The 19,570-nt window shown below is 39.8% G+C and carries 21 protein-coding genes and 1 pseudogene; 16 read left to right on the top strand and 6 right to left on the bottom strand.

Annotation, left to right across the window (positions count from 1 at the left end; all coding sequences use genetic code 11):
• Positions 1 to 14 precede the first annotated feature (14 nt).
• From BN2665_RS21445 to BN2665_RS21430, 4 genes are all read left to right on the top strand, one after another.
• Positions 15 to 284 carry a DUF4315 family protein gene (locus tag BN2665_RS21445; RefSeq protein WP_013271028.1) on the top strand — a complete coding sequence of 90 codons (270 nt, stop codon included), beginning with the start codon at positions 15 to 17 and terminating at the stop codon, positions 282 to 284.
• A complete protein-coding gene (locus BN2665_RS21440; RefSeq protein ID WP_055669142.1) occupies positions 281 to 943 on the top strand; it encodes a CD1107 family mobile element protein in 663 nt (220 codons plus the stop codon). Before BN2665_RS21445 ends, BN2665_RS21440 begins: the two co-directional genes overlap by 4 nt.
• 205 nt (positions 944 to 1,148) lie before the next feature.
• Entirely contained in the window at positions 1,149 to 1,526 is a 378-nt protein-coding gene (locus BN2665_RS26490) for a cysteine-rich VLP domain-containing protein (RefSeq protein ID WP_074042380.1), read from the top strand.
• A gap of 140 nt (positions 1,527 to 1,666) precedes the next feature.
• A complete protein-coding gene (locus BN2665_RS21430; protein WP_055669140.1) occupies positions 1,667 to 2,221 on the top strand; it encodes a defense against restriction DarA-related protein in 555 nt (184 codons plus the stop codon).
• Positions 2,222 to 2,270: 49 nt separating this feature from the next.
• On the opposite strand, the gene BN2665_RS21425 is transcribed toward BN2665_RS21430, so the two are convergent.
• Entirely contained in the window at positions 2,271 to 2,705 is a 435-nt protein-coding gene (locus BN2665_RS21425) for a GNAT family N-acetyltransferase (protein ID WP_055669139.1), read from the bottom strand.
• A 110-nt stretch (positions 2,706 to 2,815) separates the two neighbouring features.
• Between BN2665_RS21425 and BN2665_RS21420 the strand changes: the two genes are divergently transcribed.
• A complete protein-coding gene (locus BN2665_RS21420; RefSeq protein ID WP_055669138.1) occupies positions 2,816 to 3,001 on the top strand; it encodes a DUF4316 domain-containing protein in 186 nt (61 codons plus the stop codon).
• A complete protein-coding gene (locus BN2665_RS21415) occupies positions 2,998 to 3,345 on the top strand; it encodes a plasmid mobilization protein (protein ID WP_055669137.1) in 348 nt (115 codons plus the stop codon). The genes BN2665_RS21420 and BN2665_RS21415 overlap by 4 nt, the downstream gene beginning before the upstream one ends.
• A 58-nt stretch (positions 3,346 to 3,403) precedes the next feature.
• Here BN2665_RS21415 and BN2665_RS21410 read toward each other — a convergent pair whose 3' ends face one another.
• Both BN2665_RS21410 and BN2665_RS21405 read right to left on the bottom strand, forming a co-directional pair.
• On the bottom strand, positions 3,404 to 5,428 hold the full coding sequence (locus BN2665_RS21410) for an ATP-binding protein (protein WP_055669136.1): 2,025 nt from the start codon (positions 5,426 to 5,428) through the stop codon (positions 3,404 to 3,406).
• The gene (locus BN2665_RS21405; protein ID WP_055669135.1) at positions 5,418 to 6,758 is read right to left on the bottom strand and encodes an SIR2 family protein; all 1,341 of its coding nucleotides are present in this window, start codon (positions 6,756 to 6,758) and stop codon (positions 5,418 to 5,420) included. Before BN2665_RS21405 ends, BN2665_RS21410 begins: the two co-directional genes overlap by 11 nt.
• Before the next feature lie 262 nt (positions 6,759 to 7,020).
• Here BN2665_RS21405 and BN2665_RS21400 point away from each other — a divergent pair, with 262 nt between their 5' ends.
• Together BN2665_RS21400 and BN2665_RS21395 are read left to right on the top strand one after the other, a co-directional pair.
• Positions 7,021 to 7,320, top strand: coding sequence for a CD1845 family protein (locus BN2665_RS21400; RefSeq protein WP_055669134.1), 300 nt, complete (start codon positions 7,021 to 7,023; stop codon positions 7,318 to 7,320).
• 79 nt (positions 7,321 to 7,399) lie between these two features.
• Positions 7,400 to 8,800, top strand: a complete 1,401-nt coding sequence (locus tag BN2665_RS21395) for a relaxase/mobilization nuclease domain-containing protein (protein ID WP_055669133.1) — start codon at positions 7,400 to 7,402, stop codon at positions 8,798 to 8,800.
• 208 nt (positions 8,801 to 9,008) lie between these two features.
• On the opposite strand, the pseudogene tnpA reads toward BN2665_RS21395, so the two are convergent.
• Together tnpA and BN2665_RS21380 are read right to left on the bottom strand one after the other, a co-directional pair.
• Positions 9,009 to 9,335, bottom strand: a pseudogene (tnpA, locus tag BN2665_RS21390) (IS200/IS605 family transposase); the annotation flags it as partial.
• 1,329 nt (positions 9,336 to 10,664) lie between these two features.
• Positions 10,665 to 11,261 (bottom strand): TetR/AcrR family transcriptional regulator, encoded by a 597-nt coding sequence (locus tag BN2665_RS21380; protein ID WP_055669131.1) that lies wholly within the window; start codon positions 11,259 to 11,261, stop codon positions 10,665 to 10,667.
• 289 nt (positions 11,262 to 11,550) lie between these two features.
• On the opposite strand from BN2665_RS21380, the gene BN2665_RS21375 reads away from it, so the two are divergent.
• The 3 genes from BN2665_RS21375 to BN2665_RS21365 all read left to right on the top strand — a co-directional run bounded on the left by BN2665_RS21375 (position 11,551) and on the right by BN2665_RS21365 (position 13,962).
• Positions 11,551 to 12,726, top strand: a complete 1,176-nt coding sequence (locus tag BN2665_RS21375; protein WP_055669130.1) for an IS110 family RNA-guided transposase — start codon at positions 11,551 to 11,553, stop codon at positions 12,724 to 12,726.
• Between the two features lie 258 nt (positions 12,727 to 12,984).
• A complete protein-coding gene (locus BN2665_RS21370; protein ID WP_009064821.1) occupies positions 12,985 to 13,509 on the top strand; it encodes a nitroreductase family protein in 525 nt (174 codons plus the stop codon).
• 30 nt (positions 13,510 to 13,539) lie between these two features.
• Positions 13,540 to 13,962, top strand: a complete 423-nt coding sequence (locus BN2665_RS21365) for a 2-thiouracil desulfurase family protein (protein WP_011988846.1) — start codon at positions 13,540 to 13,542, stop codon at positions 13,960 to 13,962.
• Positions 13,963 to 14,044: 82 nt separating this feature from the next.
• Here BN2665_RS21365 and BN2665_RS21360 read toward each other — a convergent pair whose 3' ends face one another.
• The gene (locus tag BN2665_RS21360; RefSeq protein WP_009064827.1) at positions 14,045 to 14,941 is read right to left on the bottom strand and encodes an AraC family transcriptional regulator; all 897 of its coding nucleotides are present in this window, start codon (positions 14,939 to 14,941) and stop codon (positions 14,045 to 14,047) included.
• A 111-nt stretch (positions 14,942 to 15,052) separates the two neighbouring features.
• Between BN2665_RS21360 and BN2665_RS21355 the strand changes: the two genes are divergently transcribed.
• From BN2665_RS21355 to BN2665_RS21335, 5 genes are all read left to right on the top strand, one after another.
• Positions 15,053 to 16,213: an MFS transporter gene (locus BN2665_RS21355; RefSeq protein ID WP_009064824.1), complete on the top strand. Its 1,161-nt coding sequence runs from the start codon at positions 15,053 to 15,055 to the stop codon at positions 16,211 to 16,213.
• Positions 16,214 to 16,226: 13 nt separating this feature from the next.
• Positions 16,227 to 17,060, top strand: a complete 834-nt coding sequence (locus tag BN2665_RS21350; protein WP_009064810.1) for a histidinol-phosphatase HisJ family protein — start codon at positions 16,227 to 16,229, stop codon at positions 17,058 to 17,060.
• A gap of 53 nt (positions 17,061 to 17,113) precedes the next feature.
• Positions 17,114 to 17,977, top strand: coding sequence for an aminoglycoside 6-adenylyltransferase (locus BN2665_RS21345; protein ID WP_055669129.1), 864 nt, complete (start codon positions 17,114 to 17,116; stop codon positions 17,975 to 17,977).
• Between the two features lie 240 nt (positions 17,978 to 18,217).
• Positions 18,218 to 18,406, top strand: coding sequence for a cysteine-rich KTR domain-containing protein (locus BN2665_RS21340; RefSeq protein ID WP_011988843.1), 189 nt, complete (start codon positions 18,218 to 18,220; stop codon positions 18,404 to 18,406).
• A gap of 487 nt (positions 18,407 to 18,893) precedes the next feature.
• Complete coding sequence (locus BN2665_RS21335; RefSeq protein ID WP_009064814.1) at positions 18,894 to 19,313, top strand: RNA polymerase sigma factor; 420 nt, start codon at positions 18,894 to 18,896, stop codon at positions 19,311 to 19,313.
• The last annotated feature ends 257 nt before the right edge of the window (positions 19,314 to 19,570 follow it).

The following is a 19,570-nucleotide window of genomic DNA, read 5'->3' as shown; positions in this document are numbered from 1 at the left end:
AAAGGAGGTAACTTTTGAACGTCAAAATTGAACGTGTCAGCAAGGACATACAGAAAACTAAGGATAAAATCAATGAGTTTCAAACGAAGCTCCGAGAACTGGAAAAGCAGAAAACCGAGCTGGAAAATCTGGAAATCGTGGACGCGGTGCGCGGCATGGATATTTCCCTGACCGACCTTGCCGACCTGCTGAAAGCAGCAAAGGCAGGCGGCGCCACTTCGGGCCAACTTGGCCCGAAGTCCGCAGTACCCGCCCAAACTGAAAAGGAGGAAATCGAAGAATGAAGAAATTTCGTATGATGGCGGTGCTATGCGCCGCTTTTTTAATGGCATTTTCCTTTAGCACTGTGGCCTATGCCAGCGGCGGTGAGGAAACCCCGGAAGTAACGGAAGCTCCGGCGACTTCTGAAACAACCAGCGACCCCAATCCCTTTACCCCAGCCGGAACGGGAACCGTAGTCAATACCGCCACGGACGAGGACGGCAAGCAGTTTTACACCATTACCACCCCGGACGAAAATGTATTTTACCTTGTCATTGACCTTCAGCGGGAAACGGACAATGTGTATTTTCTGAACGCCGTGACGGAAAAAGACCTGTTGGCCCTTGCGGAGAAGTCCGAGGATACCAATGACGAAGAAAACCCGCTGTCCGCTTCGGAGCCGGAAACTACCCCCGAAGTCACGCCGGAGCCAACGCCCGAACCGGAGCCGGAGCAAAAAAGCAATACCCCAATGCTCCTGCTGGTGCTGGCGGTTGTAGTCCTTGGCGGCGGGGCTGGATATTACTTTAAGATTTACCGCCCGAAACAGGAGCAGGCCGCTTTGGCAGAGGACGAATTTGACGAATACGAGGCCGATACCTACGACGAGCAGGAGGATGATACCCCGCCGTGGGAAGTAGACGGAGAGGCCTCTGATACCGGGGAGGACGAGGACGCATGAACTTCACAAACAGCCCCTATGAAAAAATGATGAAAGAAAAGCCTCGTCCGTGCCGCCCGGCTTCGCCGCGCAAGGCGCCGAAAGGCTCCCTCTGCCGGGATTGCAGTTATTGGAACGGCTCTGTCTGCGTAGGCGTTTGCTACCGGGATTTGATTTTACCGCAAAGGGAGGGAACTTCGGGCCAACTTGGCCCGAAGTCGGACTTATGAGCGCCGAACCCCGCGAACTGACCCGCCGGGAACGTGCCGCAATCCGCAGGCTGGTAACAGGGATGTGTGCCAACTATGACCCGGAATATGGCTGTCTGCCCCTTGATTACGGCGGTTGCTATATGCTGGATAAATGCTGGACGGGCGCATACTGCAAGTATTTTCAAAAGTCCGTGCTTCCTCTTGCCCCGGTATTGGAAGCTGATTTAGCAGAAACCTCTGCGGTGCTTTCCCGTAAGCCCTGCCCGGTCTGCGGTGCGGCCTTTCTTCCTGTCACCAGTCAGACCTATTGCTCCGAAGCCTGCCGTCGGAAAGGAAAACGTGAAGCAGACCGCCGCCGCCAACAGCGGTACAGACGCAAAAGCAAGGGGTAAGGTGTCACGAAGTTTGCTTGAAAAAGACTTGATTTCCGGGGCTTTCCGGCCCCGGTTTCAAGGAAAAGGTATCTATGCTTCATACCCTCGCTTTTTGAGGGTAACAGCGTGACATTTCTATGTATGAGAACGGAGGGAAAATGAGCGATAACGTAAAAGGATATGAAATCAAACGTGCCATTGTCTTTGAGAATGACCGTGGCTTTGCCCTTGGGGAAAATCCGCAGGCAGTACAGCCCTTTGCCACATGGCAGTTTACCGAGGACGCAAGCGGCAGGCGCGACTACTATTGGGGCCACTATACCACCAATAAATCCGCCGCTACAAGGGATTATGAGAACCGTGTTTCGGAGTATCAGCATGATTACGGCGTATCCGAAAAATCGGCTTACCGATATTATTCTACACAAAGGCCGGTGGATATTGGCACGTTTCCCAAAACGGAGAACGGCCCGTTATACCTTGTGAACTTTGATAAGCGGGAAAGTGTGGAACAGGGCCGATTTCTGGCGTGGGGCTATCTTGTGTATGACGCACCCCTGACGGAAAAGCAGCTTGCCGATTATGAGCTTCGGGCCGCTCCCGGCAATCCCGATAGAAAAGGCCCCATGCGGGAACAGGCGCAAAGCAAGGCTGAAAGTAAATCCATTGCCGCCCGTTCTTCCCTTACTAAGAATATGGAAAAGGACAGATAGCAAAACATCGGGCCAACTTGGCCCGATGTTCGTTAGAAATGAGGATTTATCAAATTCGCTGCATTATATATCGAGATTCTTTAATAATTTCTGTTATCCGAAAGCCTAACTTTTGATATAAAGCAATGGCTCTTTTGTTATTTGCGAAAACATAAAGGAAAATGGGGAGGTTTGTTTCAGACAGACACTTTTTTAATACTTCTGTCCCTATTCCCATATTTCTATATTGAGGGAAAATATACAAATCATCAATCTCCATTTTTCCATCTACTCGATGAAAATAGTAATATCCGACTTTTTTTCCATTTAGTGTGACACATATATACTCTTGTATATGGGTTTCAATCTTGTTTAGTACCCATAACAGAACTTTTTGATAATCAATAATTTCTCTGTTTTCGTACTCGTCAATAAGTGCCTTATTCAACTCAAAAATAGGCTCAATATCTGTATTGTCAGCAGGCTTATATTTTATTTCCACCATAAATTACTCCTATTCAAATCCCTGTTTGCCAAAACACCATAAACTCTAACCTAATTATAGCAATTCATCAGAACATATTCAATTGTAACAAAACTGAAAGGAGATTTATCATGCACGATAAAGATAACTATTTGAAAAACGCAGAGCTTTCCACCGAACAGAATTACAACATGATTGATGGGATTCCGAATAATGCCCCTCTGCCTGTTCCGCAGGCCATGCCGGAGGAAAAGCCAAAAGACCGGGTAAAGGAGCCGCCGGCAAAACGCCGGAGCCGGGAACGGGAGGAACGGTGAGCCGCCCCAAACGCAGGCGGGGCGTTCCCCTCTACGTTTGGGTGAGTGAGGAAGAATACGCCGCCATTTGGGAACGTATGGCACAGGCCGGAACACAGAATTTAAGTGCGTATATTCGCAAGATGGCACTCAATGGCTATGTGCTGAATGTTGACCTTGCTCCTGTCCGGGAGCTGGTTTCCCTGCAACGCAGATGTGCCAACAATCTGAATCAGGTTGCCATTCATGCGAATACTTACGGCGTGTATCCGTCCGAAATTACCGCCCTACAAAAAGATTATGCAGAGTTGTGGAGCCGGGTTTCGGAGGTACTCAAACAGCTTACGGCGGTGGTGGAGCTATAAGGAAAGCGGGGAGCGTTGGCATAATGTCGCCGCTCCCCGCTTTTACTTTAGTAGGTAATTAGCCTTGCCAAGTGTCAATAATTGGTTTCCAATCCAGAGAACGTTCTTCGGCATATGTCCATACTTTCCAAAAATCTGGAGTGTCCGATTTCGGCCTGTTTTGTGAAGGGATATCTTTAATATCTACCACAGTAGGAATTGAAACGGCAGAACCTAAAATAATGGCTTTTTTGGTTGGTAAAGCGGGAAGTTCTGATAAAATATTTCCCATGTTATCTGGAACCATTCTCCTGACCATATCTTGATCTCGATCATTTACGATTCTATGAAGGATAAAAGAATTACACTGTGATAAAACTGTCGGAGATAATTCGGAAGGACGTTGTGAGGAAACAACAAGTCCCAAACCAAATTTTCTACCTTCACGCGCTATCTTCTCAAATACTTGGGTGCATAGTTTTTCTGACGAATTATCATTATTGTCAGAATACTTTTTTATAAAGTTATGAGCCTCTTCCATAATCAATAATGTTGGAAGTTCCTTTTCATAATGCTTTCGGTATCTCTGCAATGCTTCAAAAATTAATCTTGCAATGACTGAAACCATCAAATGGACTATGTTTGAAGGTAATAGGGATAAATCAATAATACAAATTTTTGCCTTCTTTTCTTTTGATTCACCCAAAAATAAATTTACCCATTCTAATAAAGTGATTTGTGGATTGTTTCCAATGACAGGCGATAGCAAAGAATTACGAAGAATACTCTTAATTCTTATAGTCATAAAGTCAATATATTGTGCCACTTGAGTATCATTTGCAAGTGCAGCAATATAGGGGGCAAGGTTTTCAATGGGGAATTCTATTGGATCGTCTTCATTACATGTTAAGTTTTCGCTTACTTTTCCAAAAGTCCCAGAGATACCTATAGTGTTACTAAGAATTGTTTGAACATCTTGCGCAGGGAAAATATTGTAATACAGATTTCCGTTATATGTACCTTGATATTGTTGAATTGTAGCATCAGTATTGTCACAGAAATTTATTAAAGCTGTTTTATAATCGTTCGTTTCATCAAGCTTTTGAACTTCGAGCCTAAGCGCATCGGTTCTAGCCTTGAGTTCTTTTCCGAATTTTGTTCTTTCATTAGACAAATGAGATTGAGAAACGATTGATTCACGCAGAAAACATTCCAATTTATAAATAAAAATTTTAATACGATCTCCAGTTACAGTTTCTTTGCTGAATTTAGTACAATCTTGGTTTGCTGCTTTTAGATCTCTAAGAGCTTCACGTAATAAAGGCTTTTGTGTCTTATCACTTGCTTGAAATACACTAGCCCATTCAGAACTTGTCCACATCCATGCAGGAATCCGTAGTTGAGAAGAACTGGATTTATCCAAGTCCTTTACAGTACAATGTGTTACATCAACATTTAAATTATCAAATGAATGCTTATATTCTCCATTAGGATCAAGAATAATAAAACGAGCATTTGGAGATTTTTGACCAGTTTTTTCACTTGATTCTATTGACCACCGTATCAATCCAGAAACTGTACAGGACTTTCCGCTTCCTGTGTTTCCAAGCACAGCAAGATGCCTCCCAAAAAGTTCATTAACAGAAATACGAACATCCCTATTACCAGCTAATGGTGACGTTCCAATTGTGATGGATTCTGCATCATGGTTTTCAATGATAGTATCCAGTTGTTCCGGGTCAGGAAGAAGAATAGGGTCACCCACAGTAGGTAAGGTAAATGCTCCTCGTTCAAATTCAAGGCCATTTAATGTAGCTGTGATATGACCAAGTATATTTAACGAAATAATTCGCGCCCCCCGGGGCAGATTGACCTCACTATTTACATTTAAGTGATTATATCCTATCCACGAAATCATACCAACTAAGCACCCCGTTTCATTGGGGATAGTTAAAAAACTATTTATTCTTGGGAATAAAGATATATTACCCTCAGTAATGGAAACATTTGTTGGTGCAGTATCCAATAAGAAACCTTTGATTTCGGAAGGAGAAACCGAGTCAACTATTCCGATGCATTTATCTGAATAATTATTAAAGTTCATTCTCCACCTCCGCACTAACCTCCGCTCTGTCTAAATATCCTTTACGAGCATCAACAAGTTTACTTGCCGATTCAGTTATCGTGTCAATAGCTGCTTTCGGTAAATAAAATTGTACTAAATTTTCAATACTACCAAACTCGCTACCACAGAGTAATGTTATTTGAGCAAGATTAATTTGTCTTAAAAATCCAACAAGACGTTCGTCCATTCCATAAGAAATAATGATTAAATGCGTAGAGGGAGTACTAAGCATTTCTTTGATGATTTTATTTATATGGGTATCACCAAATCCGTATCCATATGTTACCAATGTTGAATTTGGCCGACATATTGCACTGCTAAAATCACGAAAGAGTTCTGAATATGGATATAAGGCTGTTTCAACTGATTTCATGGAATTAGGATAAATCATTAAATGGTCACGATAAGTTTTATCTTTGGGTAATTCAACTTTTTCAGCTCCGAATCGAAGACAATCCTTATAAATTGTATTATTTTTATTAACCCAATCTACAGAGCCATGAATTTTACTATAACGAACAACACCTTCTGCATAGCGAAATTCATTTTTGGCATCTGGTGTCCGATAATAATAATCAATTGTAGCTGGACTTTCTTGAAAACGGGGAACAATTTTTCCCCAAAAGCGATCCAAAATTTTAATACCTGAATAATCACAGGCGAGTTCTATAAAACGATCATAATTGGTTGTAAAAATATGCGTTCGTTCTCTGGTCGCAGTCCTACTACTGAAAGATGTAATAAATGACTTAAGTAAAAATAGTGCGAATTCTGCTTTAGCTGATTGGGTAGTATCTGAAGATTCTAGTGCTGTCATAAAACTTTTTTCTGCTTCTAAAATACTATTACTAAAATCAGTAAGAACAATATCAATTTCAGCACCAAGCTTCTTTGCTGCTTCATCATTATTATCTATTTCGTAGCCATGAAGCAAGGATAAAGCGGTTCGTATCTGATCTTCAATATTATAATTACCTCTTCCCATTTGCTTTGCGGCATTTTCAGCATAAGTGTTTATTTTAGTAGAAAAGTCCTCACCAAATTCTGCCTTTGCCATAGAAGATGACTTAACATCAGCAGAAGAACAGATAGCCATCGTAAGTCCAGTCCCGATTAACATTGATAAATGTTCAGTTTGTAGTGCTGCACTAAGCCACGGTTCAATTCTCTTTCGATATTGTTCACGCGTAGACTGTAGGTCTTTTTCCCCATTGAAATTATCAAATACAGGGAATTCAATCTTACTGCTAATTTTTAAACAATTTTGGTTTTCGAGCATCGACTGATACAATGTTTCATCAATATTCATAATTGTTCTTCTCCTTCGCCTTTATCCATCCTTTTCGTCGCAAAAGCAGCAATATGTACTAAATTTTCAAAAGTGGTAAAATTTATTTATATTTTATTATACAGCATTTTCCATACGTATACAAGCTGACTTCGAGCCAACTTGTCCCGAAGTCCCGGGACAAGATCGGTGCGGCCTCGACAACATTGTTTCCCCCCTGCCTGAAATGGTAAAATATAGGTAGGGTACAACAATAAAGCCGCTCAATGAAAGGAGAATTTTTATGAAGTTTATCAAGCTGATATTTAAAATTATCGCCGCGCCGTTTGTGGTTCTGCTGACGATAGTAACACCCATGATTGAATTTGTATTCTGCTATGCCGCCGCTCTCTTGCAAATGGTTTCCGGGATAGGTGTTCTTATCAGTATTGCCCTGCTGATAAGCGGCGAAAAGCTGGGCTTCGGCGTGTTCCTGTTCCTGTCGTTTTTGATTTCTCCTCTTGGGATTCCCGCCATTGCGGAATACCTGATTGACGGACTGCACAGCCTGAACAACTCGCTTCGCTTTTTCATTGTAAGCTAACATCAGAATAACAGAACTGCCGGGCTACTTCGGGTCAACTTGGCCCGAAGTTGTTTTTCGAGGAAAGGAGGAAACGCACATGGCAACCACCCGCCTTATGGCCCGTCATGCAGGAAGCGGCATGACCATTATGGAAACCTTAAAGGACGGTTTTGACTACGGGAAAAATCCAGATAAGACCCACAATGGCGATTTAATTCTTGCCTATGAATGTGACCTGGCTACGGCTGACGCAGAATTTTTACTCTCAAAAGCAAAGTACAAAGCTATCACAGGGCGGGAGCAAAAACGGGAGAATGATGTGCTGTATTATCAAATCCGGCAGGCATTCCCGCCCGGCGAAACCGACCCGGAAACCGCCCTTAAAATCAGCTATGACCTTGCCATGCGCTGGACAAAAGGGCGACACGCCTTTTTCGTGGTTTCCCATGCTGACCGCCCCCACCCTCATTGCCATATTTACTACAATTCTACCTCGCTGGACTGCACCCGAAAATTCCGGGATTTTATCGGTTCGGCCCGTGCGGTGCGGCGGCTTTCTGATCGGATATGCCTTGAAAACGGACTGTCTGTTATCACCAATCCGAAACGCCACAGCAAGGGAAAATTCAAGCATTACGGGGAATGGCTCGGCGGTCATAAGCCACCCACCTTTCAAGAGAAATTAAAGATGCAGATTGATATTTGCCTTGCAACGAAGCCGCCGGATATGGACACTTTTTTACAGGCAATGGCGGCGGCTGGTTATGAAATCAAGTATGGGCGCGGCGGCGCAATCAGCTTTCGGGCAGAGGGGCAGGAGCGCTTTACCCGGCTCCGTTCTTCTACGCTTGGCAAGGGCTACGGACAAGAGGATATACAAGCGGCGATTGACGGCGGGGCCGCTCCTATGGAACGGCACAAGGTCAATCTGATTGTCGATATTCAATCCCGTATGAGAGCCGGGAAAGGCCCCGCTTACGAGCGGTGGGCGAAGGTGTTCAACCTAAAGCAGATGGCGGCGGCATTACAGTATTTACAGGAAAACGGCTCGATAGAATATGCGGATTTAGAGCAAAAGGCCGCAGAGCTTACCGACCACTTTCATGTGCTTTCGGATAGCATAAAATCCACCGAAGCCGCTATGCGTGTCAATGCGGAGCTAAAGGCGGCAATGGTGGATTACGCTAAAACCCGGTCTGTGTTTGAGGGGTATAAGGCGGCAAAGTACAACAAGAAATATCTTGTGGAGCATGAAGCGGATATTGCCACCTACCGGGCGGCGCAGGACACCTTCCGGCGTTTGCTGTCCGGGGCAAAGTTACCTAAAATGGATACGCTGAAAGCGGAGTTTCAGCGGTTGTCGGCAGACAAGAAAAAGGCTTACCGGGAGTACCGGGAAACCAAAAAAGATATGCAGGAAATTGTAACGGTGAAAAGCAATATTGACCATCTGCTTGGCCTGACGGACGCGCAGAAAAATAAGGAAATGGAGCGATAGCGACATGCCGCAACATGAGGTGCGAAGCGCCGACTTCGGGCCAAGTTGGCCCGAAGTCGCAGGGTTTGGGGAAGGCACTCCCCAACAAGCAATTTTTGAGTTTTCCCGTCAGGGAAAATCTCAAAAATGTGCAAGTGTCAATACACTTGCCCTGCTTGCGGGTTAGCGTAAGCCCCAAAAATGGCACAAAAATTGTGGTTTGCTTTTAATATCCTTCCGCCCCAAAATTCCGATTACCAAATTTGTATTTTAAATTTGCATGTCTATCGAAAATCATTATCGCACTTTTTCCTTTGAGATATCCCATGATTTGCGATATACTGTATTTTGGTGGAATTGAGAGAAGCAAATGAATATGGTCGGGCATTATATGTCCTTCTATGATCGCAATTCCCTTCCTTTTGCATAAATCTCTTATGATTTGCCGTATGTCGTCCCTCAATTGATAATAGATTATCTTTCGCTGATACTTCGGCGTGAATACGTGGTCATTATGTCTGTCTGTGTGCGGTGATGATGGTGAAACTGTAAGCATTTACGGTAATTTCGCTGCCGAGATGTACTATGATACGACTCCAGAGGCAAGATATATGGAGCTATGGTTGCCATTAAGTTCATCGCAAAGTATAATGCAAATATGGATAAAAACAATGGAATACAAAAATAATCTACTCCGGTTTTTTGCCTATTGGTATGGCGATTTTTGGGCCTTTAGCAGATGTTGTCCCATTTCGTTGGGTTATGGTTTGGTTCAGGCGTTGCGTTAATTATTATTGCTACAGTTACACACTGCAATCTCATTTAGCAAATAAATAGATGTATCATGGAAAAATGCGAATGGATATTACTCGCTATTTATATAATTTGGAGGGTTATAAAGTTGAATAAAATAACAAAAAAAAAATGTCATTCCCATACTAAGCGTTACAGTGGTTGGTGTTTTATTAGGTCTTTTTTCGGCCTATATAGACAATAGGCATATCCATATCAATTTCTTCTTAGGTCAAATAAATGTAAATGCGATTCTTTCAAATTTTGGTATATGGATCCTTATTGCATTATTTATTTCATTAAAAAGCGAAAAATCTATTTCAGCTGCAATTAGAGTTTTGTTTTTTTTCTTAAGTCTAAATATTACATTTCATATATACCATTTATTGATTCATGTTAATGTTAATAGCTATATGTTAATTTGGTATACAATTACCGCAATATCGCCGTTTTTGGCCGTTTTATGTCATAAAATAAAGCAAGATAATATCTTAGCGGTATTACTATCAGCAGGTGTTATTTCGGTAATGCTTTTGCAAATTATGTCCAGTAATCATGATGATATGTATTGTGAGATAATATTTTTAATTTGTGCTATAATTCTTATGCATAAAAAATTGATTACAACATTAATATCACTGTGTATAGGACCTGCTATTGCCTTTTTTCTGTATCAAATGCCTTTCTTTTCCTGAATGAGATGGTTTTTTAGTAAAAAGTCTGAAAATATGAAGGATTAATAGATGTTTACGACTTTTGCGAAGGATTTTGGATTGGAGTATATTTTGATATAATAATGACGCTTTCCAAAGGAAAATGTCCTTATCTAATACAATGGAATATTGATATGTGTTTGCGAGGGAACTGAACAAGTTGAAAAAGGTAAGACCTGACCTCTAGACCTGTGGCTAATACCGGCGTAAGAAAGCAATTTCTTACGCCATCTTTGCGTCTGAAAGAGCTTCCGAATTAATTGAAGTCTCTCATTTACACCCCTTGATAGATTACATAGATAGAGTTATCAAATGACAAATTGAATTGCCATACAGAAAAATAGACTTGCTCTGCGATTTTATTAGCCCTTAATAAAAAATCAACTTGACAATAATACAATGACAGTTTTGGTTACTTGGTCTTTAAAAATATTGAAGTCTAAGACGTTGTGTGAAAATGCAGATTTTTCCTGTCTAAGAGCATCAATTAAAATGCAGCAAGTGTAAACTTTTTCAAATAAGTCATCTTGCGTTATGCCATTTTTATTTAATAGCTCTTTAATTTTTAAAAAATATTCATTTTCAAAATTGGAAAAATGACGATTGATATCAGTATCTTCTGATATCATCATTCTTAACTGAGCCAGAGCGTGACTGGTATCGGCATATAAGTCAATATAATAACAGATCCAATTTTCGACAAAACTAGCTAGTGAAAAAGGTTGTTGCAAACTTAATTTTTCAAGTAAATGGCCTGAAATATTTTCAAGATAATCGTGAAAAGCAGCAATGTATATTTGTTTCTTATCTTTAAAGTAACTATATAGCGCTCCTGTTGAGATACCAGCACGTTTGGCAATCTCAATTGTATTGGTTTTATAATATCCTTTTTCGCAAAAAAGGGCAAACCCGGCATCTAGTATTTTTTTCTTTGTTTCAATAGAACGTTTTTGAATGGGTTCTCTTACATCATTCATAATATCACGTATAATCCAATTATCTTAGATGGTAATTGGATTTTTCCTTTCTCCCAGAATCTACTGGGTATTTTAATCCATCTCTGATATATTTTGAAATGGCACTGTGGATCTGTACCTATAAAATTACGGCTTTGACTGTTTGGAGGTGACTCAGACCACAGCTTTTCGTCTATTACTGTTAATCAGTTTGTTAACGCATCGACGTTTGTATTTACGTGATTACACAGCCGAATTCTCTGTGGAAGACAACAGTGCTCAAAATTTTTTATCAGGAGGTATATCTTCAATGTCCATGTACTTTGTTGGAATTGATATTTCCAAGTACAAACACGATTGCTGCATCCTATCTGCAGCTGAGCAAAAAGTTGTTTCAAAATTTACTATCAAGAATGATAAATCCGGATTTGCTCAACTTCTTACTATCTTTAACTCCCTCTCCAATCCTGAAGACATAAGAATAGGGTTTGAATCAACTGCCCACTATGCCCTCAATCTTGAACTTTTCCTCGAAAATGCCAACCACAGCTTTATGGAAGTTAATCCAGTCCTTATCAAGGAATACAAGAAATCAACAACATTAAGGCGTACAAAAACCGACTCTGTTGACTGCGAATCAATAGCTCGTTGGTTAATGACTGTTGAGTACAAACCCCATTCAAAAGGATTTTACCACGCTTATTCTTTAAAGTCATTAACTCGTTTACGCGATAAGTTCATTCGTCAGCGTTCTTTCTATCTTGTAAAGATTACCAATGTACTGGATCACACGTTTCCTGAATTTAAACCTTTCTTCAATGAACGCTTATCTAAAACCGCTCTCTATCTGCTTGAAAACTATGGTTCCGCAGAAAAGATGGCAAGAATGAATTCTACTTCGTACGAGAAGCTTCGTTCCGTATCCAGAGGAAAGTTTTCTCCTCAACAATTCCTGCGATTAAAGGAACTTGCTGCTAATACTGTAGGTGTCAACAATTCTATATTTGATGTTGAATTAAACAGCTTGCTGACTTTATATAAATCCCTTGTCAAAGAGATTGATACTCTTGAGAATGAGATTTATAAACTCATTGAAGAAGTACATCCTCATTACATGTCTGTTCCTGGTATTGGTCCGTTATCAGCTGCTGTTATCTATTCTGAATATGGAGATATAACTAATTTCTCTAATCCCGGACAGATGCTTGCTTTTGCCGGAATTGAACCCGGTATTAATGAATCAGGAACCGAATCACACGGAGGTCGAATGGTAAAACGTGGTTCGTCTCAGCTCCGTTATACACTGATTAATTGCTGCCTTCCTTTGATCCGTTTCGATATGACATTTGCTGCTTACTATGCCAGGAAACGCGGAGAAGGCAAGCCTCATCGGGTAGCCATTACTCATGTAGCAAAGAAGCTTATTAGAGTCATCTACGCATTGGAGAGACAAGATATGGACTTTAATATCCAGAGGCTTCGTTAATATCCGATCTTTGAAAGTTTTGTTCCATCTGAAATACGGTGTATTCAGATGGCTTATTAAAGTAACCCTTTTTTACATAATCAAAAAATCTTCAAAAATCACTTGACTGTTTATAGTTTGTCACCTCTTTTTTATTATACTTGGAACTTTAAATCAGGTCAATGAAATGTGAATCATTATTCGCATTTTGTTGACATCTATCAATGCGGGTACTATAATAATAATGTGAATAATCATTCGTATATAGGAGGAAGAATAATGGATTTTTTAACACTGGCAAAACAACGCTGCACAACACGCGGCTTTACGGGAGCACAGATTCCAAAAGATGACTTAAATCAGATTTTATCGGCTGGACGTGTCGCCCCTACAGCCTGTAATAAACAACCACAAAGGATTATTGTTGTTCAAAGTGAAGAAAACATTTTAAAAATTAAAAAGGCTTATCAAACGTTTGGTTCTAAGTGTGTTTTTATCGTGTGTCGGGATCGACGGGATGAATTAATACGGCCATTTGATCAAAAATGTTCTGGCGATTTGGATATAGGTATTGTCTGTGACCACCTGATGTTGGCAGCAAGAGAATTAAATATTGGAAGCGTAATGGTTGGTTTGTTTGATCCAGCAATTATAAGCAATGAATTTCATTTACCAGAGTACATAGAACCGACAGCTTTACTCTTAATGGGGTATCCAGAAAAAGGCTTTTTAAGTCCAGAGCGTCATATTGCCCAACGCAAAGAAATAAGCGAAACGGTGATGTATGAGAAATATATAGATTAAGGTAAAAGTCATCCATAGGAGTTGTTGAGTATGAAAGTATTAGTAAGTGCATGTGTACTAGGATGTAATTGTAAATATAATGGAAGAAACAATCGCAATGAAGCTGTGATTGAATATCTAAAAGGAAAAGAGGTTCTCAGTATTTGTCCTGAAATGTTAGCCAATATGCCTATTCCCCGACCATGTGCTGAGATTGTTGATGAAGTAGTGATGGATGATAAGGGAAATAATGTTGATTCTGATTATAGGAAAGCAGTTGCGCTTGCATTAGAAAAAATAGAAGGAGAAAAAATTGATTTGGCTATTTTGCAGTCAAGAAGTCCAACTTGCGGAGTTAACAATATATATGATGGAACATTTACCGGGAAGCTAATATCTGGTCAGGGACTTTTTGCTAAAGCCCTGATTACTAAAGGGTACCCCGTAAAAGATGCAGAAGATTTTAATATGTAGATTCGAAATAGAAAAATTCAATGTTTTTGCCGAATATCAGTTGGTCGTCGTGTCTAACTTTTCATTACATTAGAAAGAGGGATTAGCATTGCTGATCCCTTTTTCTGTACTCCAAAGGGGTACAGCCAATCTGTTCTCGGAAAGTTTTCGTAAAGTAGCTGCTGCTTTGAAATCCGCATTGAAAGGCAATATCGATAGAAGTCATATCTGTATCGATTAACATTTGACATGCTTTTTGGATTCGATATTGTTTCAGGTACTGATTCGGTGTGGAATGGATTGTACGGTGAAAACAGCGCAGAACTTCGCTTTCACTGATCAGCGCTACCCTTGCTAAAGTAGAGATGGTTATGGTTTCTGAAAAATGCATCTGAATGTATTGAAGCATGGTTTTTATTCGATCGGCATTTCGAAGATTTCGAATGCTGGGTTTTGCTTCACATATGGAATGATTTGTTAGCACAATTAGAATCAATTGCGATAATTCGTTCCTGACATATATTTCAAAACCATTTTCAGTGTTATAAAGTCTGTTCCATACAGAAATCGAGTAAGCGAGTATTTTGTCCTGCCAGTTAATGAATGGGTCTAATAAAATGTATGGCAGATTTTTATTCTGGATAATCGGCTCAATATAATTTTGCCAGTATATACTATCTATGCTTCCGATTAGCCTTGGATGAAAAACAATGGATCTTAAAACGTATTCGCCATCGTTTGTTGCATGAATGGAATGAAGAAAGCCTGCATTGATAAATATCCCTTGATTTTTGTTTAGGATATGTTCTGTGCTATTAACAGATACTTTTATCGATCCTGAGATTACCCATATAATCTCAAAATCTTCGTGCCAGTGCCAGGGAATAGAATAGCTTGATAAGTTTTCCTCATAAAAAGCAATCGGGAATTCTGACGTTCCATGCTTTTGAACTTCTTCACCGGAAGAATTCACTGTTACATTACATTTTGCTATGCTCATACAAGATACCTACTCTTCGACGATTTTATTATATAATTTCGAGTGAAATATTATATAAAAGTTCGTTGAATGATGATATTATTATATCACAAAAAAGAGAAGGAGATCAATATGTTTCAATTACTGTTAGTAATTATCTATATTGCATTTATTAGTCTTGGATTGCCCGATTCCTTATTGGGTTCGGCATGGCCATCCATGTATATGGAATTTGGGGTGCCGATTTCATACATAGGCGTCATTTCTATGATTATTGCAATCGGAACCGTTGTTTCAAGTTTACAGAGTGATAAACTTACCCGTAAATTTGGAACCGGAAAGATAACGACCATCAGCATTACTATGACGGCAGTTGCTTTATTTGGCTTTTCCAGTTCACACTCATTTGGTTTGCTTTGTTTCTGGGCAGTTCCTTACGGACTTGGAGCAGGTAGTGTTGATGCATCCTTGAATAATTATGTAGCACTTCACTATGCAAGCAGACATATGAGTTGGCTTCATTGTATGTGGGGAATCGGCGCAACTATTGGGCCTTATATGATGGGATATGCCTTGAAGCATGGTCAGAATTGGAATGCAGGTTATCAGTATATTTCCTTTTTACAGATTGCTTTTGCAGTAGTTTTGTTTTTTAGCCTGCCGTTATGGAAGAACCAAAAAGGGACGGCAGAAGAGAATGATATTTTAGCGGGAAAAGCATTGCCTTTGAAAGAGGTAATTCAGATTTCTGGAGCAAAAGAAGTAATGCTTTGTTTCTTTTGCTACTGTGCTTTGGAACAGACGACCGGCTTATGGGCAAGCAGTTATCTTACCCTGATCAAAGGATTTTCAATTGAGACAGCGGCTGGTTTTGCAAGTATGTTTTTTATTGGTATTACCATTGGGAGGGTATTAAGTGGATTTATAAGTATGAAATTAAGCGATTTACAAATGATTCGTCTGGGGCAGGGAATCATTGCGGCTGGTATTATTATGATGTTACTGCCGTTAAATGAAGTAATATCTTTGGTCGGCTTGTTTTTCTTTGGTTTTGGATGTGCGCCAATCTACCCATGTATTATTCACTCCACTCCGTCCCGTTTTGGTGCGGATAAGTCACAGGCAATCATCGGGGTTCAGATGGCAAGTGCATATGTGGGAACCTGTGTGATGCCGCCGCTATTCGGCTTAATTGCAAAGCATATAAATATTGTTTTGCTGCCGGTATATTTGCTAATCATTCTTTTATTAATGGTGATGATGCATGAATTGCTGGTAAAAAAAACTGCTTGAAGGGATGAAGAAAATGTTTGCTGATTATCATGTTCACACAGAATTTAGCGATGATTCTGTTTATGAAATGGAAGAGGTTGTAAAAGATGCAATACAAATAAAAATGGAAGAAATATGTTTTACGGATCATGTAGATTATGGAGTTAAGCTGGACTGGAATGATAAGAAAGAAATTCAATATCGCGATGGTATGCCTATGGCAAATGTGTATTATCCAGAATATTTTGAGACGATTAAGGAATTACAATATTTATATGGTGACTTGATTGCTATAAAAAAGGGAATGGAGTTTGGAGTACAGGTGCATACAATTTCTCAATATGAAAAGCTCTTTGTGAAATATCCATTTGATTTTATTATTCTATCTGTGCATCAAATAGATAACTTGGAATTATGGACACAGGATTTTCAGAAAGGAAAGAGCCAGAAAGAATATAACGAAAAATATTATCAAGAGCTGCTGGAAATTGTAAAACAATATAAAAATTATAGTGTTTTGGGACATTTAGATATTATTATAAGATATGATAAAAATGGCACATATCCGTTTGAAAAGATTTCAGACATAGTTAATGAAATTTTAAAAATTGTCATTCGTGATGGAAAAGGAATAGAAGTAAATACGTCATCCTACAGATATGGACTTACGGATATGACACCATCCAAAGATATACTTACTTTATATAAAAAATTAGGCGGTGAGATTATCACGATTGGAAGCGACAGTCATAAAAAAGGACAGCTAGGTGCACATATTGAAAATACCAAGAAAGTATTATTCGATATGGGATTTCGATATCATTGTACATACGAGAATATGAGGCCGCATTTTCATAAGTTGATATAATAGAAAATTGTCCGGATAACTTAGTTTATCTTCACTATAAAAGGAGACACAGTATGCGATCAGAAAAAGAAATGATGGATTTAATCATAGCAGTTGCCAACAATGATGTCCGCATTCGTGCGGCCTACTTAGAAGGTTCACGTGCAAATCCAAATGTACCAAAAGATATCTTTCAAGATTATGATATTGTATATGTTGTTACAGAAACAAGGTCATTCAGAGAGGACAAAGCCTGGATTGATCGATTTGGTGAGCGCTTGTATATGCAATATCCAGAGGAAAATATCTACTACACTTCTGATGTTGAAAATTGCTATGGTTGGCTAATTCAATTCACTGATGGAAATAGATTGGATTTACATGTAAAGACATTAGAAAATGTACTTAATAGTCTAGAATTGTATAAAACACTAGTTGACAAGGACAATATCATGCCTCAAAAACAAGTATTGTCCGATGAAGAATATTGGGTGAAAAAGCCGGTGCCAAATCAATTCTATTGTACATGTAATGAATTTTGGTGGTGTTTAAATAGTGTGGCGAAGGGATTATGGAGGAATGAGATTCCATATGCAATGGATATGATAAATTTTCAAATAAGGCCAATGCTTAGGCGGCTGCTGGAATGGAAAATTGGGATTGATAATGATTTTTCAGTCAGCGCAGGGAAATCCGCAAAATACATGGACAAGTATTTGCCGAAAGGGATTTATGAACAATACTTAGAATCTTATTCGAAAGCACAAATAAACGCTATATGGGATGCTGTTTTTCTCATGTGCGATTTGTTTCAGAAAATTTCTTTGGAGGTAAGTGAGAAATTAAATTTCCCCTACGATTTGACAGAAGCAAGAAATAGCAAGAGCTACCTTGAGCGCGTTAAAAGCTTACCGTCCAACGCAACAGAAATATACTAGATTTGCCTATTGCGATGAAGAGGAAGCGCATTGCCTTAAGGAATACGAATATAAGCGCAAGCAAAATAATACACCCGAAGATATGTTTATACAAATTGATATTCCACTGACATTGGTACATCAATTTGAACTTATGAAAAACGCCGGTTTTAAAACGGTTGAAGTTTTGTATCAAAATTGTGGAACAGTAATTATTAGAGCAGAAAAATAGCAACTAATGAAATGATGTAGGGGGTGATAATGATTGAAGTTCAATGGTTACTATGTCCTATATGTGGCAATAAAACAAGACTGAAAATTAGGAAAGATACAATCCTCGAAAACTTCCCCCTATACTGTCCCAAATGTAAACAAGAATCTCTAATCAATGTGCTACAACTCAATATGTCAGTTATCAAAGAGCCAGACGCAAAGACGCAGAGCCGATAATCAATGAGTACATATCTCTTGATTATCGGCTCTTTTCATATAACAATTTTCTGTTATACGATTGCTGACAAATTTAACAGACATACAAAGCCGTCATTTTCCGTTAAAAATCGGAAAGAGTATACCTGTAATTCTTCTTATTCTGGCGGCTTTGGGATAAGGAGGTTTTTATGTACCCCAAAGCATTTTTTTCTCTGAGAGAAACGCCGCCATATTGTGACGGTTTAATATAGCAGAAAAATTTCATTTACATAGTTTAAAAGTATTATATCAACTTGTGGGCGGCTATTGCGCCCATTTTTTATTCGACACCTTTCGCGCTAATTTGCGTAAAGGTGTTTTTTTGTATCCTTTTTTCACTGACAACGTATGGAACAAGCCTTGTCACTTCGGGCCAACTTGGCCTGAAGTCCGACCTCGCTGTCGTTCCCCTCCCGCTCCATTTCGATTCACTATTCCCTAAAAAATCGAAATGGAGGAACGCCTTATGGCAAAAATCAATCTGCGGGATTATTACCCGTTTTATAATTCAGACTTTTTTGTTGAGATATCAGATGAAATCAAGGACGCTTTGCTGGAAGCAGAACGTTTGGAGAAAAACTACATTCGCCGCCGCTTCTATAACAAAGCCCACTATTCGCTGGACGCTGACGACGGGATCGAAAAGGATATTCTTTTTGAATCCCTTTCCCCTTGCGAGATTTACGAGCGTAAAATTACTTCCGAACAACTGCACTCCGCAATCGCTTACTTGCCGGACAAGCAAGGAAAACGAATTTATGCCCATTACATACTCGGTATGAGTAAATCCGATATTGCACGGGCAGAGGGTATAAATGAAAAAGCCGTCAGAGTTGCTATTGAGAAAGGGTTGAAAAGCATGGAGAAATTTTTGAAAAAGTCTTAATTTCCAGTTCCGAATTTGCCTTTCAAATCACATGGCTATTAGAAGGAGTTTTTTCTCCATCTGCCGTTCTTTGACAACTGAATACAGATAACCCGGATACGTTCAATCAAAAGGGAGCCAAGCCACAGGGTACGCCAAAACCGCCCGTTGAAAGGGGGAAAAACCAAACGGAGCGTGAGCGATTCCTACCAACTGTGACAGAGCAGATATGGCAATCTACCCGGCGATAATCTTTTGATTGGTACAATGATACTTAC

Source organism: Desnuesiella massiliensis (assembly GCF_001403615.1).
In the GTDB taxonomy this organism is placed as follows: domain Bacteria; phylum Bacillota; class Clostridia; order Clostridiales; family Clostridiaceae; genus Desnuesiella; species Desnuesiella massiliensis.
The sequence above is the reverse complement of the archived record's forward strand: the minus strand, read 5'-3'. Positions and strand labels throughout refer to the sequence as shown.